Here is a 13771-nt window from a genome sequence, read left to right on the forward strand (position 1 = left end):
GCCGATTGAGCGTGTGCGTGTTGAGATGGATCAGTTGTTCGCCGCGACCGAGCGGCCGTTGACCGAGATTTTGGAGGAGGTCGGGCGGTTATCGGTGCGTCTGGTGTTTCAGGTCGCCGTGGAGGCCGAGGTAGAAGCAGTGTTGGGCCGAGCCCGTCACCAGCGTCGGGTTCAGGACGGCCCGGGCGGGTACCGCAATGGGTATCAACCGCCGGCGACGGTGAAGACCACGATGGGCTCGGTCGAATTATGCCGCCCGAAACTACGCGACACCGACGAGCGGTTCTGTTCGCGGCTATTCGGTGCCGGGGTGACGCGCACCCACGCTCTGGAGGCGTTGGTGATTTCGGGATGGGTGCGCGGTTTGTCGGATCGCGACATCGAGGCCGCGTTGGCCGAGGTGCTGGGCTCGCAGGCGGCGTTGTCGCGCTCGACGGTGAGCCGGATTTGTGCGGCCATCAAAGACGAGTTCGCTGCGTGGTCGTCTCGACGCCTTGATGAGCTGGTGTTGGACTACCTGTTCTTGGATGCCTCGAACTTTCGGATGCATCCCAACGCCCCGGCCGAGCCGGTGCTGGCCGCCTGGGGCATCTGCACCGACGGCAAGCCCCTGTTTATTGGGCTGGCCCCAGCCGCAGCGGAGTCGGCTGATGCGTGGGCCGGCTTCTTGGCTGACCTGAGGAACCGGGGACTACGCCCGCCGCTACTGGGCATCTCCGACGGGGCGCCGGGCCTGATCGCCGCATGGGAGACCACGTTTCCGGCAAGCCTGCGTCAGCGGTGTCTGATCCATCGCTGCCGTAACGTCATCGCCAAGACACCTGTCGCGGTCCAGGACGAGATCAAAGCCGCGTTCTGGTCGATCTTCGATGACATTGACCAGCCACCCGGCCAGCAGGCCGTGGATGAAGCCACCCGCCGCGCCGAGGAGTTCACCACCACATACCGCGGGCTCTACCCAGCCGCGGTCGCTTGCCTGGCCAACGACTTCGCCTCGCTGAGCGTGCATTTGCGCTTCCCCCGCCAACACTGGACACGCATCCGCCATTCCAACCTCATCGAACGCACCTTCGGAGAATCCCGTCGCCGGGTCAAGGTCATCGGCCGCCTACCCGGCGAAACCAGCTGTCTGTCGCTGGTATGGGCCGTCCTCGACCGCGCCAGCCGCGGCTGGCGCGGAGTCACCCAAACATCAGCGACCAGCCGCCACCTCCAAGAACTACGCCACCAACTGCTCGAGCCACCCCGCCCACTGCATCCCCCCACCACAACAACCACGACCGACACCACCGCCGCGTAACATGACCACCAGGAACATGCGCCCAGCGTTTTTACACCAGTCCTAAGACGCCACCATGGAAACCCTACTGTGTACCAAGAGGTTCTAGAGTCCGGAGGCGGCGATGTGTCGCTAAGATGCGCATCGGCGCAGCGGTCCCAACCCAGCTCAGTCTGCACATCGAACCGCATCGCTGCATCCGCGCTCGGAAACGAAACAACTCCTTGATCGACTTCGTGGGCAGCGTTGTCGCCGGGCTCGTCCAACTTGCGACCTGCAGCCCCTGTGTAGCCACTGCCGTTGTAGGCAGTCCACATGGTGTTAAACAACGTCTGCGCACACGCTGGCTCGGAAAAGCTTTCCCCGGCCGGTGGCGTGATGCCCTCATAGGTATGAAAGGTTTTCAGACCGTCCGCGCCGACAACATCGCTGACCCTCGCATCAAACAACAGCAGGTCGCCCAAGTCGGCGGGCGCCACCAACGGTGCTCCACTATCGCGAGCCGGTTGCACGTGCGCTGTGCCTGACACAGTCGTCGAGCACCCCGAAACAAAGCAGGTGATCACCACCGCCGCAGCCCGCGCTGATATCGGGAACTGTCGCATCTAACTCACCGGCACCTTCCTGGCGAGCGCTGTGGCGACCGTTTGTCCCTGGTCGGCTACATCCTCTCCGCACACATTCACATCGATCACAACGTTGTTGCGAACGGTCAGCGCCCGCTCGCACGCCCATCGGCCGTCGGTATCTTCCTGGGTGCGCGCCATCGTCAGTGTTCCGTCATGCTCGGTGGCCTCGCTGATCTTCCAAAAAAAGTCCGGTGACCTAGCCTCGTCAAGATCGCGCGCTTCAAGATGGCGGTCATTGCACGTGGGCCACGCGGCGACCTGTTTACGGAAAAACGCATTGGCATCCACCGGCAGCGGAAACGACACCACCGACTGAAAAACCTTGATTGTCGCCCTCGAAGAGGCAACCGAATCGTTGAGGTACTTATGGCGTACCGCCACCCACCCGCTGCCGTTGTACGCCGGGCCCCATGCTGTCCAGATGCTGCCGCCGCAATCGTTGGCAGTAGTTTGGCTGTGATACATCACTTTCTTGGAAGTCTGCACTGCCAGTCCGGTCGTTTTCAGCAGCGAATTGAGCTGTTCGGGGGGCAGCAGTAATCCATCCAGCGCAGCCACCGGAACCAGGGCAGGCGAACGCCCCAAATCGGCCGCGGGGACCGCTATCCCACCAACCACCGAAGTACAGGCGGATAGCAGCCCCGCAATCACGATCGGCGCAGCACACCGGCCCGCCCTGACTGGCCAGCGACCGACTCGATTGCTGGACATCTTGCGTGGGTTCGTCAAGATCGGTCGCAGCCGTAGTGCATACATCGATACGACCCACCTCTGCTCGGTCATCCAAACCTCGACGCTGATATCACGGTGCGCCGCTAGTGCCGGTCCTTGAAACGGAATGTCTATCGCGGCGCCCCGTGCGGATGCTTTCGTCAACCCATCTACTACTGCGCCAACTTCGAACCCCGCCCACCGTCGATGCTGTACGGGATTAGCGTGGGCAACACCCTATCGAATTTCGGTCAGTCCGGTATTCAGCAGCGACGATAATTCGACATTCTGCGGCCTCGGCTGCTGTTGAACCGGCGGATAATAGAACGCCGCCATGTCTCGGTAGTCGATGAGGTTTCTGCCCCGTCTACGCACTGCAATACCATTCCGCTTCGATATAGCTCGCAAACCTGTCAGTAGCTTCTTTCCTGGGAACAGATCTACAGCAGTTAACTAGTGTGATCAAGGCCGCCTCGCGAAGGAGCGGCATCCACGCGGCGTCGCAATCACGCGGAATGATTGTGGTTGGGTCACGATCCGCGGGTGCAGGAAAGCTTGGCTGGGTAACATCCTGGGTGGGGTGAACGTCTGGTGAGTGGATACACCGATGATGATGGGGCGGTTTCTGACGGTGGTAACGAATCTTGAACGAAAATATTCTGATGGCTGCGTGCTTGCCCACGAGTCTCCTGTTGAGGCCAACCCCGTTATTTCCCGCCGATCAGTTGCCGGACACCCGCCCAAACGACCGCAGGTTCCATATCCGGCCAGCATCCCGCCGCCGCCACCGCCGGAGGGCACCGGACCGGCGCCGCAGGCAAGCGGACCCGCTTACACCGTCTACGACCAAAACACCGGACGCTTTGCCGATCCGACCGGTGGTACTGGTATCTTCGCGCCCGGCATCAATGGCGCGTCGAGCGCCGAGAATTGGGTGGACCTAATGCGTGATCCGAGGCCGATGTAGTGGCAGACGAGCAGTCGATGCCGCGACGGGTGCGTCGGCGGGCGTCCCGCGCGGCCGGCCCGGCGAAAGGCGAGTCGAGCGAGACAGCTGCCGATAAGGGCGCCAATCAGAGCACCGTGCGGATAGATGCGACCGGCGAGTCGAAGCGGGCGGCTAAGCGCTCCGGGAGAGACAGGCGCGTCAGGGCGGCTGCCGCTTCGGGGGCAGTCAAGCCGCCGCGACGGCCCGCCCACCGCTCCCTGGTCGGCTGGATCTCACTCGCGGTCGGCGTTGTGTTCATCGGTGTGCTGGCCTGGGGCGTGACCACTCTGATCGTCGAGCAACGGAGTGCCGAACTCAAGCAAGCTCGTGAACAGCGCTTTGTTGACACCGCGACGCAAACCGTGGTCAATATGTACAGCTACACACCGGACAATATCGACGAGTCCGTGGACCGGTTCTTCGATGGCACCAGTGGACCGCTGCGAGGCATGCTCAGTGCCAACAACAACGTTGACAACATCAAGGGCTTGTATCGTGCCACCAACGGCACATCGGAGGTCGTAGTCAACGGTGCGGCCTTGGAAGGCATCGACCCGGTCAGTGACAACGCCTCGGTGCTGGTTTCGATACGGGTGACCGTCGCTGACATCGACGGTGTCAACAAGCCTTCCAGGCCGTACCGGCTGCGGATCATCGTGCACGAGGACGAGACCGGGCGAATGACCGGCTATGACCTGAAATATCCGAATGGGGGCAACTGATGCGGCGAAAGCGGTGGGTGATTGCCGCTCTAAGCAGTTTGCTGATCGTCGTCATCATCGGGTTGTCGGGGGTAGGGGGCTGGTTCTACTGGGACCGGGTACAGACTCAGGGCCAGGAGTCGGCGCGGGCGGTGTTGCCCAAGCTTGCTGAAACGGAGATACCCGAGGTCTTCGCCTACGACTACCAAACTGTTGAGCGTAGCCTCAACGAGGCGTATGAGTTTCTGACGCCGCAATATCGTCGCGAGTTCCAGAAGAGCGCCAACACACAGATCATCCCGGAGGCAAAGAAACGCGAAGTGGTCGTTCAGGCCAGCGTCGTCGGCGTGGGAGTCATGGCCGCCAAACGAGATTCGGCGTCGGTGATGGTCTACATGAACCGCACTGTGACCGACAAGGCGCGACAACCGCTCTACGACGGCAGTAGGTTGCGGGTGGACTTCGAGCGGATAGATGGCAAATGGTTGATCGCCTATATCACGCCGATCTAGAGGTGAATCCGGGCAGCTGCAGATCGCGCCGCGGCTGCCAACACTGGTTAGTCTCCGACGGACTCAGTTGCACATAGCAATGGCATTGCATTCCAGCGGGTAGCGGCGCACTGGGCTGGGTGGGGGACCGGTGAGTCGCAGCGAAAATGGTTGTTTGCTCATCGCTGGCTGCAGGCCACACACCGCACCGTGCAGGGTGGTATGAGTGCCAGTGAGTGTCTCGTCGCTGAAAGCGTACGTCTCGGTGGACGGGGCGGTGCCGCCGTTCGGGCACGAGACGCCGTCCGCGTGTTGGACCTGGAACGTCCATAACATGCTGGACATCCGAGCCCGGCCGCTGAAATTCAACAGCTTGTCGGCGCGGGTGATATTCCTGGGGGTCGTACTGGTCACATTCAGAGCACATTGGAACGCCCAAACGATGGGATCTGAATAGTCGTTCATGTTGCGGGTTCCAGATGGCTGCTCGCACAGCGCGCTGATCGTCCATGTCGCTGCGGGGGCGCCTGGTTGGCTGAACGAGTAATTGCCGTCCGCGGGTGGTCCCAGCGCTCTTGCGGGGTTGACCGATTGCAGTCCGATTCCCAGCGCGACTGCTGAAAAAATGCCGGCGCCAGCAGCCAGCCCGCGACGGATGTTCACGCCTTCCTCCCTTACGGTGGCGTACCGGGCATCGGTGTCGGGGTCGTCTCCTCGTTTCCGGAACGCAGCATTGATTATCACAGCGTTTCGGTGCGAACACCATGGCTGTCCACTTGTTAGGGGTGGCTAGCTGTGGTCTGGTCCGTTGCCTGGATGCGCTTCGGCGAGTGCGTCGAGAAATGACCGCGCCCAGCGATCGACGTCATGGGTGAGTACCTGGCGCCGGAGCGGCCGCATCCGGCGGCGGCCTTCTTCGACCGTCTGATTGAGAGCTTCCTCGATTGCATCTTTGATGCCTTCAAGGTCATGCGGGTTGGCCTGGTAGGCGTGCCGAAGTTCGGCAGCGGCCCCGGTGAACTCGCTGAGGACCAGCGCACCACCGAGATCGCTGCGACAGGCGACGTATTCCTTGGCCACCAGGTTCATCCCGTCGCGCAGCGGGGTGACCAGCATGACGTCGCTCGCCACGAAAAAGGCGATGAGTTCCTCGCGCGGGACCGGGCGGTGCAAGTAGTGGACCACCGGATGGCCGACTTCACCGTATTCGCCATTGATGTGACCGACTTGGCGCTCGATGTCGTTTCGCAGGATTTGGTAGCTTTCCACGCGTTCGCGGCTCGGTGTCGCCAGTTGGACCAGCACGGTGTCGTCGCGTTTCGCGCGCCCCTCGGCGAGTAACTCGGAGAACGCTTTCAGTCGGACATCGATGCCCTTGGTGTAGTCCAGCCGGTCGACTCCGAGGAGAATCTTGCGGGGATTGCCCAGCTCACTGCGGATCTCGGCGGCGCGCCTTCTGATGTTGCGGTCGCGGGCGGCGCGATCAAGCGCACCGGAGTCGATGGAGATGGGAAAGGCGCCTACGCGAATTGTGCGGGACCCGAGTTGCACCTCGCCGAACCGCGATCGCACCCCGACCGTTCCGCGAGACGTGTCGGTTCCGACCAGACTCCTGGACAGGTAGAGGAAATTCTGGGCACCGCCGGCCAGATGGAAACCCACCAGGTCGGCGCCGAGCAGGCCCTGGATGATCTCGGTGCGCCAGGGCAGCTGCATGAACAGTTCTACCGGTGGAAACGGGATATGCAGGAAGAAACCGATGGTGAGGTCGGGTCGCAGCTCGCGCAACATTTTTGGTACCAGCTGTAGCTGGTAGTCCTGCACCCACACGGTTCCGCCCTGGGCAACGACGGCCGCGGTCGCTTTGGCGAACCGGAGGTTGACGTCGACGTACCGTTCCCACCACGCCCGGTGGTAGAGCGGTTTGACAATGACATCGTGATACAGCGGCCACAAGGTGGCGTTGGAAAATCCCTCGTAGTATTGTGCGACATCCTCAGCGGACAGGCGCACCGGGTGCAGGCGCAGCTCGTCCTGGGCGATGGGAGCGTCCTGCACGGTAACGTCGGATTCGACGACGCCGGGCCAACCGATCCAGGCACCGCGGCGGCGCCGCAGCAGCGGCTCTAGGGCGGTGACTAAACCACCGGGGCTACGTTTCCAGACTGTGGTGCCGTCAGGGAGTCGCTCTAAATCGACGGGCAGTCGATTGGCGACAACAGCAAAGTCGGAGTCCCGGGAGCCCTCGGGAGCCATTTAGCTCTCGTGCTTCGCCGGTCCAATACCGAGCATCGACAAGAAAATCCGGCACTCATCGGCATCGTTCGCATACGCGGCGACGACGTGTCTGGCCTGGCGCGCAGTGCTGTCGGTCGGCGGTTCGACATCGCCAATGTCGTGATGGTCAGTTTTGGTAGGCATCACACAACTGTAAGCCAAGTCCACCTGACGTGTCGGGGACGCCCGGCGTATTCGCGGCGATCTTCATGCCTCGTCGTCGAGGATTTCTCGGACCAGCTCTCGCAGCGCACGGCGATCCTCGGCCAATGCCGCCTGGCCGGCCGGAGTGGCTCGGTAGACGCGCCGCGCGCGGCCATTGACGACCTGTTGTTGGGATACCAGCAAGCCATCGGCCTCGAGCCGGTGCAGAGTCGGATACAAAGTGCCAGGGCTTACCTTGTATCCGTGGCTGCGCAATTCCTCGGTCAGCCAGGCGCCGTGGACCTCGTCGTCGACCGCGTGATGCAGGATGTGCAGCCGCACCGCGGCACGCTGAAATTCCCGCATAGCCGCTACCTCCGTAGGACTCGGTGACGAAAACCGATATCGGGTTTTGATTCTACGGCGTTGGTCGGCGAGGCACGAAAGTCTTCAGCAAACGTGGCGCCATCGATCCGGCTGCTCCGGCGCAGGTGCTCGTACGGTAACCGAGTACTCTCGCGCCGGTGCCGGTTTCCCACATGATTTTGATCGCGCTGGCCGGAGTCGGTGCCGGTGCGATCAATGCCGTGGTCGGCTCGGGCACCCTTATCACGTTTCCGACCCTGGTTGCGTTGGGGTTTCCGCCGGTATCGGCGACGATGTCCAACGCGGTCGGTTTGGTGGCCGGCGGTGTATCGGGCACGTGGGGGTATCGACAGGAGCTGCCCGGCCAGTGGCGCCGGCTGCGGTGGCAAATCCCGGTGTCGCTGTGCGCTGCCGGTGTAGGGGCTTTCCTGCTGCTGCACTTGCCGGAGAAGGCATTCACCGCGGTGGTGCCGGTGTTGCTGATCGTGGCGCTGATCTTGGTACTGGTCGGGCCGCGGATCCAAACCTGGACGCAAAGTCGGGTCCCGACGTTGGGTGAGTCCGCGGACCATTTGTCGGTGCCGCGCAAGACGGCGTTGGTGTTTGCTACCTTCGCGATTGGGGTTTACGGTGGCTACTTCACCGCGGCGCAGGGCATCCTGATGGTCGGGGTTATGGGCGCCTTGTTGCCGGATTCGCTGCAGCGGATGAACGCGACGAAGAATCTGTTGACATTGCTGGTGAACGTCGTGGCGGCAACGGCGTACACGGTCGTCGCGTTCAAGCGCATCAACTGGGTGGCGGCCGGATTGATCGCTGGCGGTTCGTTGTTCGGCGGATGGGCGGGGGCGCATTACGGCCGACGATTGGCGCCGGGTGTGTTGCGCGCGACGATCGTTGTTGTGGGTGTGATTGGTCTTTTCCGGTTGCTCAGTGTCTAGGTCGGGTGCGGCTATTGAGGCCTCAGCCGCTGCGAAAGTACTCGGCGGGTGTCGTCCCGATCTCACGGCGAAACGCCGCGACGAATGCGCTCGCCGTCGCGTAACCCACCTTTCTGGCGGTGGTCCCGACGGGCACCCCGGCGGCTAGCAGGGGCAGTGCGGCGGCTAGGCGCGCCGTCGTCCGCCACCGCTCGAAGCCCATGCCGGTCTCGGCGAGAAATAGCCGGGCAAGTGTTCGTCCGCTGGCGCCTACGTTGCGGCCCCACGCGTCGAGGGGCCGATCGTTGCTGACGTCGTCGAGCAGCGCGTTGGCCACTGACCGGGCCCGCGTGTCGTTGGGCATCGGCGTGAACAGGGTCGTCACGGGCAGCGGCGTAATCAGATCCCATATCAAGGCTTCGGCCCGCTGTCGTTGCGCTACGGGCAAGTGTGGCTGGGCCAGATACGCGATAAGCTCGCTCAGCAGGCCTGACGCATTGACGACAGTCGGCTCGCCCCATTTGAGCGGGCAATTGGCGGGGTCAAAATAGGTGCTTAGCATCGTGGTCTGCTCCGATGCGGCCACCGAGTGACGGACTCCCGCGGGGATCCACAACGCCCTGGTGTGGGGCAGCACCCACGACCGGTCAACCCCGCTCATGGTCAGCACGCCCCGCGCGGCAAGCGCTAGTTGGTGGCTATCGTGCACGTGGAGCTCGATCCCCTCGTGGCGCGCGAGCTCGATCGTGAGCCCCGGGGGAGGTGTCCGCCCCACAGATTGTCGGTTTGGCGACATAGGTTGTCAGGATACGTGGTTTTAGACAAGCCGATCCCTTTATACGGTTTAGTTGTGAACAAGGGGCACTTGGAAAGGCTGGTCAGCGACGAGTGGCGCCAGGAGCTGCGAGATGTCATCCTGCCGAACGCGCTTGACGGTATCCCGCTTGGTGGCGACGTACTCGAAATCGGTCCCGGACCTGGATTGACGACGGATTTTTTGCGTTTCGACGTCGCGCATCTGACCGCGATCGAACTTGACGTCACGCTTGCCGCGGCGCTCGCTACCCGCTTCACCGGCACGAATGTCGATGTGGTGCACGCAGACGCCACGGCGATGCCATTCGACGACTGTTGTTTCACCGGCGCCGTGTCGTTCTCAATGCTGCATCACGTCCCGACGGCCGAGTTGCAGGACCGCGTATTCGCCGAAGTTGCCCGCGTGCTGTGTCCGGGTGGTGTCCTCGTTGTCGCGGACAGTCTGGCCAGCGACGCGCTCGCTACTTTCCATGAGGATGACATCTACAACCCCGTCGAGCCTGACACCGTCCTCGACCGGCTGGCGGCGGCGGGTTTCGTCGATGCTGACATATCTGTAAACGGCTCCCGCTGGTCGGCTCGTGCGCGAATGCCTGCGTCTTAGGGTCGGCGCGTCCCGGTGGGCTTTGGATTCGTCGGCGGGCCCACCTGGGCTGCTGACATGGTCGACGAACCGGAGCGACCTGCTCGGCGGACATGATCGCATTCCGCTCGGGCAAGACTCGAACAAAGGGAAACTGTGATGGCTTCAATCGATCGCCAGAATTCTCATCTACCGGAATATCGCGAAGAGCGGATCCGTCCTGATTGGGCGCTTTCGTTGTGGGCCGACCGCATCCTGGAGGAAGCGGGCATCGGCGTAACCATCCTGGACCGTGACGGCGTGGTCCTCTATTACAACCGCTGGGCCGCACTGTATCTCGATCGTAAACCCAGCTACATCGCTGACGATGTGCGCAATCGTCACGGTAGGCCGATAACCAACCCGCGGCTGGACGCCATGTTCGCGCTGTTCAAGGAGGGCCGGACGGAGCCAGTCCGCTATGTGGCGCACCCGCCGGGTATGCGCGCGCTTTTGGTTACCGTTTCACCGATTCATCAGGACGATGAACTTGTCGGATATTCGCAGCTGGTTCTTTTCAAGGAAGAAGTGCAGGAGCTGTGTCAAAGGTTTGACGCTGAGGGGCGGACCCCCTTCGAGAAAGACATGCTGCCCGACGGCTGGCAGCGGTAGTCGCCAACGCCTATCGCTGCCGTTGCGCCTACCCCCGCAGGTTCTGGTCTATTGCTCGCCTCGTTTGGCGAGCCAAGCATCCAACGACCAACGGCCCGGGCCGATCCACAGCAGGAAGACAAGTCCGAGAAACATCGACAAGTCGGTGCGTGCGTCGTGGGCCATGCCCCAGAAGCCCTCAACCCCGAGGAACCCGCCCGGCTGTAATTCTCTGAGCTTGGTCAGCGCGAGTGCGCCGGAAATATCGACAAGCAGCGGAACGGCCGCGATGCGGGTCACCAGCCCGAGGAGGACCAGCGTGCCGCACAGGATTTCGACGACCCCGTCGAGATTTGCGAAGAACGTTGCGGCGGGGATTCCGATCCGCTCGAAGCGGCCCGGCCCTAGCTGGTGCGGGTACAGGAACTTCTGGATTCCTTCGCTCAGAAAAACCAGCCCCACGAGCAGCCGTATGCAGACAATGGCGGGTGGCCCATCGGCGCGCAGCAATCGACGCCATGAAGTTCGGTCCCAGTTTCCAGAAGCCATATCATACCCCGATATCGTATTCCGATAACATCTTCTTGAGGCTACAGGATTCTCGGGCCCGGGTGGCTGGGAGGCGTCGGAGTGGACCATGAGTCGGTGTTCGAATTCGTCGATGTTGTCGTAGAGCAAGATCGACGTCGAGTCTTGGACTACTTCACCGCCGCAATTCCCGGCCGGGGAGTAACAGCGGTGTTCGGCCCGTCGGGCGCCGGCAAGTCGACCGTGCTGCGCCTGTGCAATCGACTGTGTGTACCGACGAGCGGTCGAGTGTTTTTCCGCGGCAGCGGCATAGACGAAATTGACCCACTGTGGTTGCGCCGTCAGGTGGGAATGTGCTTCCAGCGGCCAACGCCGTTTCCCGGCACGGTGGCCGACAACCTGCGTGTCGTCGAACCCGAGGCGTCCGACGCGTGGCTGCGCGAAACGCTGGAGCAGGTGGCCCTCACCGGATCGGGAAATGAATCATGGCTCAACCGTGATGTGACCACGCTGTCGGGCGGGGAGGCGCAGCGCCTGTGTCTGGCTCGGACGTTGATGGCACAACCGCGTGTTCTGTTGCTGGATGAACCAACTTCGGCAGTCGATGCTGACACGGTCCGGATTATCGAGAACGCTGTGCACGACCTGGCCGACGAGGGGATTCCCGCCTTGTGGGTCACCCACAACTCCGCGCAGGTCGAAAGAATCGCCGATCGGGTCTTGTTGATCGACCAGGGCCGCTGCACCGGGCTCGATCCAGTTGTATCCAATTCCGATAACGGGCCTGTGAAGCCATGACCAGTCAGGTCGGCTGGATCGGGTTGGCGACATCGCTGACCTTGGTGTTTTTCGCTGCGGCGATTTCGTTGTGGCAGCGGTTGGGTCTGCACCGTCAGGTGGTGTGGGCGGCGGCGCGCGCCCTGATCCAGTTGCTGCTCGTGGGTGCGGCGCTCACCCTCTTGGTCGAGCCGGGCCGTTCGTTGTGGTGGTCGTGGGCTTGGGTTGCCGGCATGGTCGCCTACGCTGGAGATGTCGCCCGCAGACGAGCGCCCGAAGTGCCAGGGCTGGGTCTCCTGGCGGTCGCTGGGTTCGCCGCGGCGACCGCGATCAATCTGGGCGTGATATTCGGGCTGGGAGTGTTTCCGCTGCTTGCTCGTACCCTAGTGCCGATCGCTGGCATGACGATCGGCAATTCGATGACCGCGATGGTGCTGGTGGCTCGACGGCTGGTTGACGAGCTGCGTGACAAACGCGACGAAATCGAAGCCAGGCTTGCCCTCGGCCAGCCATCACAACGGGCCGCCGCCCCTTACTTACGGATAGCGTTACGGTCGGCGATCTCCCCGCAGGTCGAAACCACCAAAGCCGCCGGACTGGTGTTCCTGCCAGGGGCAATGACCGGGCTTATCCTGGCTGGGGTCCCCCCGGTGCAGGCGGTGCTGGTACAGGCGGTCGTGATGTTCCTCGTGCTCGCCTCCGTTACGGCCACAACCGTTATCGTCGCGCTCGGCTTGATTCGGCTCGTGTTCACATCCGACCATCGGCTACTGCCGCTTAATCAGCGACCCGCGACCGCGATCCGGGCTTTCCGCGCCCGTCGAGCCAAGGCATGAACTGGAATGCCGTTGTACTGTCCACCCACCGCGGACCCGGCTACCGAATGGTCGTAGCGTGTAAAGAATCGGATCCGGCTACGGATCGACAACCAAGCCTGACAGCAAGCGAGGTGGGCGGAATGACGATCTCCGACCAGGCCGGCACCGCGGCGGACAGCACTAGCGCTGGTGAGCTCGTGGACTACGAGTTGCTCGACGAGGGGCGCATCGCCCGGATCTGGCTTAACCGGCCCGACGTCCACAACGCGCAGAGTCGCACTCTGCTGGTTCAGCTCGACGAGGCATTCGGCCGCGCCGAGGCCGACGACATCGTGCGGGTGGTGATTCTGGCCGCGCGTGGCAAGAACTTCTCTGCCGGCCACGACCTCGGGTCGGAGGCGGTAATGCTGGAACGGCGACCTGGACCCGCGCAGCATCCGACCTTTCGTTCGCACGGAGCCACTCGTGATCCGATCGCGGAGAGGACATATCTGCAGGAATGGCACTTCTTTTTTCAAAACACTTACCGTTGGCGCGATCTGCGCAAGATCACTATCGCGCAGGTACAGGGGAATGCGATTTCCGCGGCTTTGATGCTGATCTGGGCTTGCGATCTGATTGTTGCCGCCGATGATGCGAGGTTCAGCGACGTGGTCGGTGTGCGACTGGGCATGCCGGGCGTCGAGTACTACGCCCACCCTTGGGAGTTCGGGCCGCGAAAGGCGAAAGAGCTTCTCCTAACCGGTGATTCGCTCGATGCTGAAGAGGCATACCGGCTTGGCATGGTGTCCAAGGTTTTTCCGGCCGGACAGCTGGAAGACAAAACCTTGGAGTTCGCGCGTCGTATCGCCGAGCGGCCCACGATGGCGGCGTTACTGATCAAGGACTCGGTGAACGCTGCCTCAGACGCGATGGGATTCACTGAAGCGCTGCGGCACGCTTTTCATATTCACGAACTGGGCCACGCGCACTGGGCAGCCCACAACGAGAATAGATACCCGCTCGGCATGCCGCCCGACGTCGAGGACTGGCGCACCGCGAAGCCGACCAAGATAGCCCGCCGCGATACGCCCTAGTCGGGTTTGAGGCCAAGTGCCTATGGTTCGATAGCCA

16 protein-coding genes and 2 pseudogenes are annotated in these 13771 nt (G+C 62.5%); 10 read left to right on the forward strand and 8 right to left on the reverse strand.

Annotated elements, in window-relative coordinates; all coding sequences use genetic code 11:
• Window positions 1-25 precede the first annotated feature (25 nt).
• A complete protein-coding gene (locus ACO07W_RS13695) occupies window positions 26-1300 on the forward strand; it encodes an IS256 family transposase (RefSeq protein ID WP_421845918.1) in 1275 nt (424 codons plus the stop codon).
• Window positions 1301-1380: 80 nt separating this feature from the next.
• On the opposite strand, the pseudogene ACO07W_RS13700 reads toward ACO07W_RS13695, so the two are convergent.
• Both ACO07W_RS13700 and ACO07W_RS13705 read right to left on the reverse strand, forming a co-directional pair.
• Window positions 1381-1884 (reverse strand): annotated as a pseudogene (locus ACO07W_RS13700) (sensor domain-containing protein); the annotation flags it as partial.
• Window positions 1885-2466, reverse strand: a complete 582-nt coding sequence (locus ACO07W_RS13705; RefSeq protein WP_421843947.1) for a sensor domain-containing protein — start codon at window positions 2464-2466, stop codon at window positions 1885-1887.
• Between the two features lie 883 nt (window positions 2467-3349).
• Between ACO07W_RS13705 and ACO07W_RS13710 the strand changes: the two are divergent.
• The 3 genes and pseudogenes from ACO07W_RS13710 to ACO07W_RS13720 all read left to right on the forward strand — a co-directional run.
• Window positions 3350-3586, forward strand: a pseudogene (locus ACO07W_RS13710) (mammalian cell entry protein); the annotation flags it as partial.
• A 17-nt stretch (window positions 3587-3603) separates the two neighbouring features.
• On the forward strand, window positions 3604-4329 hold the full coding sequence (locus ACO07W_RS13715) for a mammalian cell entry protein (RefSeq protein WP_421845985.1): 726 nt from the start codon (window positions 3604-3606) through the stop codon (window positions 4327-4329).
• Complete coding sequence (locus ACO07W_RS13720) at window positions 4329-4820, forward strand: mammalian cell entry protein (protein WP_421843949.1); 492 nt, start codon at window positions 4329-4331, stop codon at window positions 4818-4820. The genes ACO07W_RS13715 and ACO07W_RS13720 overlap by 1 nt, the downstream gene beginning before the upstream one ends.
• A 63-nt stretch (window positions 4821-4883) precedes the next feature.
• Here ACO07W_RS13720 and ACO07W_RS13725 read toward each other — a convergent pair whose 3' ends face one another.
• From ACO07W_RS13725 to ACO07W_RS13740, 4 genes are all read right to left on the reverse strand, one after another.
• Entirely contained in the window at window positions 4884-5462 is a 579-nt protein-coding gene (locus ACO07W_RS13725; protein ID WP_421843951.1) for a hypothetical protein, read from the reverse strand.
• A 126-nt stretch (window positions 5463-5588) separates the two neighbouring features.
• Entirely contained in the window at window positions 5589-7055 is a 1467-nt protein-coding gene (locus tag ACO07W_RS13730) for an alpha,alpha-trehalose-phosphate synthase (UDP-forming) (RefSeq protein WP_421843953.1), read from the reverse strand.
• A complete protein-coding gene (locus tag ACO07W_RS13735) occupies window positions 7056-7220 on the reverse strand; it encodes a hypothetical protein (protein ID WP_421843955.1) in 165 nt (54 codons plus the stop codon). It lies immediately after the preceding gene.
• A gap of 63 nt (window positions 7221-7283) precedes the next feature.
• Window positions 7284-7586 (reverse strand): PadR family transcriptional regulator, encoded by a 303-nt coding sequence (locus ACO07W_RS13740; RefSeq protein ID WP_421843957.1) that lies wholly within the window; start codon window positions 7584-7586, stop codon window positions 7284-7286.
• Between the two features lie 173 nt (window positions 7587-7759).
• Between ACO07W_RS13740 and ACO07W_RS13745 the strand changes: the two genes are divergently transcribed.
• Complete coding sequence (locus ACO07W_RS13745) at window positions 7760-8527, forward strand: sulfite exporter TauE/SafE family protein (protein ID WP_421845987.1); 768 nt, start codon at window positions 7760-7762, stop codon at window positions 8525-8527.
• Window positions 8528-8549: 22 nt separating this feature from the next.
• Here ACO07W_RS13745 and ACO07W_RS13750 read toward each other — a convergent pair whose 3' ends face one another.
• Window positions 8550-9302, reverse strand: coding sequence for an AraC family transcriptional regulator (locus tag ACO07W_RS13750; RefSeq protein WP_421843959.1), 753 nt, complete (start codon window positions 9300-9302; stop codon window positions 8550-8552).
• A 54-nt stretch (window positions 9303-9356) separates the two neighbouring features.
• Here ACO07W_RS13750 and ACO07W_RS13755 point away from each other — a divergent pair, with 54 nt between their 5' ends.
• Window positions 9357-9926, forward strand: a complete 570-nt coding sequence (locus ACO07W_RS13755; protein WP_421843961.1) for a class I SAM-dependent methyltransferase — start codon at window positions 9357-9359, stop codon at window positions 9924-9926.
• A 138-nt stretch (window positions 9927-10064) separates the two neighbouring features.
• Complete coding sequence (locus ACO07W_RS13760) at window positions 10065-10556, forward strand: PAS domain-containing protein (protein WP_421843963.1); 492 nt, start codon at window positions 10065-10067, stop codon at window positions 10554-10556.
• A 48-nt stretch (window positions 10557-10604) separates the two neighbouring features.
• Here the strand turns inward: ACO07W_RS13760 and ACO07W_RS13765 are convergent, their stop codons facing one another.
• A complete protein-coding gene (locus ACO07W_RS13765; protein ID WP_421845988.1) occupies window positions 10605-11042 on the reverse strand; it encodes a DoxX family protein in 438 nt (145 codons plus the stop codon).
• A 123-nt stretch (window positions 11043-11165) separates the two neighbouring features.
• Between ACO07W_RS13765 and ACO07W_RS13770 the strand changes: the two genes are divergently transcribed.
• The 3 genes from ACO07W_RS13770 (at window position 11166) to ACO07W_RS13780 (ending at window position 13734) form a co-directional block, all read left to right on the forward strand.
• The gene (locus tag ACO07W_RS13770; RefSeq protein ID WP_421843965.1) at window positions 11166-11861 is read left to right on the forward strand and encodes a phosphate ABC transporter ATP-binding protein; all 696 of its coding nucleotides are present in this window, start codon (window positions 11166-11168) and stop codon (window positions 11859-11861) included.
• Window positions 11858-12676, forward strand: a complete 819-nt coding sequence (locus tag ACO07W_RS13775) for an ABC transporter permease (RefSeq protein ID WP_421843967.1) — start codon at window positions 11858-11860, stop codon at window positions 12674-12676. The genes ACO07W_RS13770 and ACO07W_RS13775 overlap by 4 nt, the downstream gene beginning before the upstream one ends.
• 122 nt (window positions 12677-12798) lie before the next feature.
• Window positions 12799-13734 carry an enoyl-CoA hydratase gene (locus ACO07W_RS13780; RefSeq protein ID WP_421843969.1) on the forward strand — a complete coding sequence of 312 codons (936 nt, stop codon included), beginning with the start codon at window positions 12799-12801 and terminating at the stop codon, window positions 13732-13734.
• The last annotated feature ends 37 nt before the right edge of the window (window positions 13735-13771 follow it).

It is taken from the genome of Mycobacterium sp., from assembly GCF_965230835.1.
Taxonomy (GTDB): Bacteria; Actinomycetota; Actinomycetes; order Mycobacteriales; family Mycobacteriaceae; genus Mycobacterium.

Excerpts from the sequence above, each read along its gene's own strand:
- ACO07W_RS13775 (WP_421843967.1), top strand. The coding sequence starts at position 11,858 with ATGACCAGTCAGGTCGGCTGGATCGGGTTGGCGACATCGCTGACCTTG.
- ACO07W_RS13750 (WP_421843959.1), bottom strand. The coding sequence starts at position 9,302 with ATGTCGCCAAACCGACAATCTGTGGGGCGGACACCTCCCCCGGGGCTC.
- ACO07W_RS13740 (WP_421843957.1), bottom strand. The coding sequence starts at position 7,586 with ATGCGGGAATTTCAGCGTGCCGCGGTGCGGCTGCACATCCTGCATCAC.
- ACO07W_RS13735 (WP_421843955.1), bottom strand. The coding sequence starts at position 7,220 with ATGCCTACCAAAACTGACCATCACGACATTGGCGATGTCGAACCGCCG.
- ACO07W_RS13760 (WP_421843963.1), top strand. The coding sequence starts at position 10,065 with ATGGCTTCAATCGATCGCCAGAATTCTCATCTACCGGAATATCGCGAA.
- ACO07W_RS13780 (WP_421843969.1), top strand. The coding sequence starts at position 12,799 with ATGACGATCTCCGACCAGGCCGGCACCGCGGCGGACAGCACTAGCGCT.
- ACO07W_RS13720 (WP_421843949.1), top strand. The coding sequence starts at position 4,329 with ATGCGGCGAAAGCGGTGGGTGATTGCCGCTCTAAGCAGTTTGCTGATC.
- ACO07W_RS13695 (WP_421845918.1), top strand. The coding sequence starts at position 26 with ATGGATCAGTTGTTCGCCGCGACCGAGCGGCCGTTGACCGAGATTTTG.
- ACO07W_RS13730 (WP_421843953.1), bottom strand. The coding sequence starts at position 7,055 with ATGGCTCCCGAGGGCTCCCGGGACTCCGACTTTGCTGTTGTCGCCAAT.
- ACO07W_RS13715 (WP_421845985.1), top strand. The coding sequence starts at position 3,604 with ATGCCGCGACGGGTGCGTCGGCGGGCGTCCCGCGCGGCCGGCCCGGCG.
- ACO07W_RS13745 (WP_421845987.1), top strand. The coding sequence starts at position 7,760 with ATGATTTTGATCGCGCTGGCCGGAGTCGGTGCCGGTGCGATCAATGCC.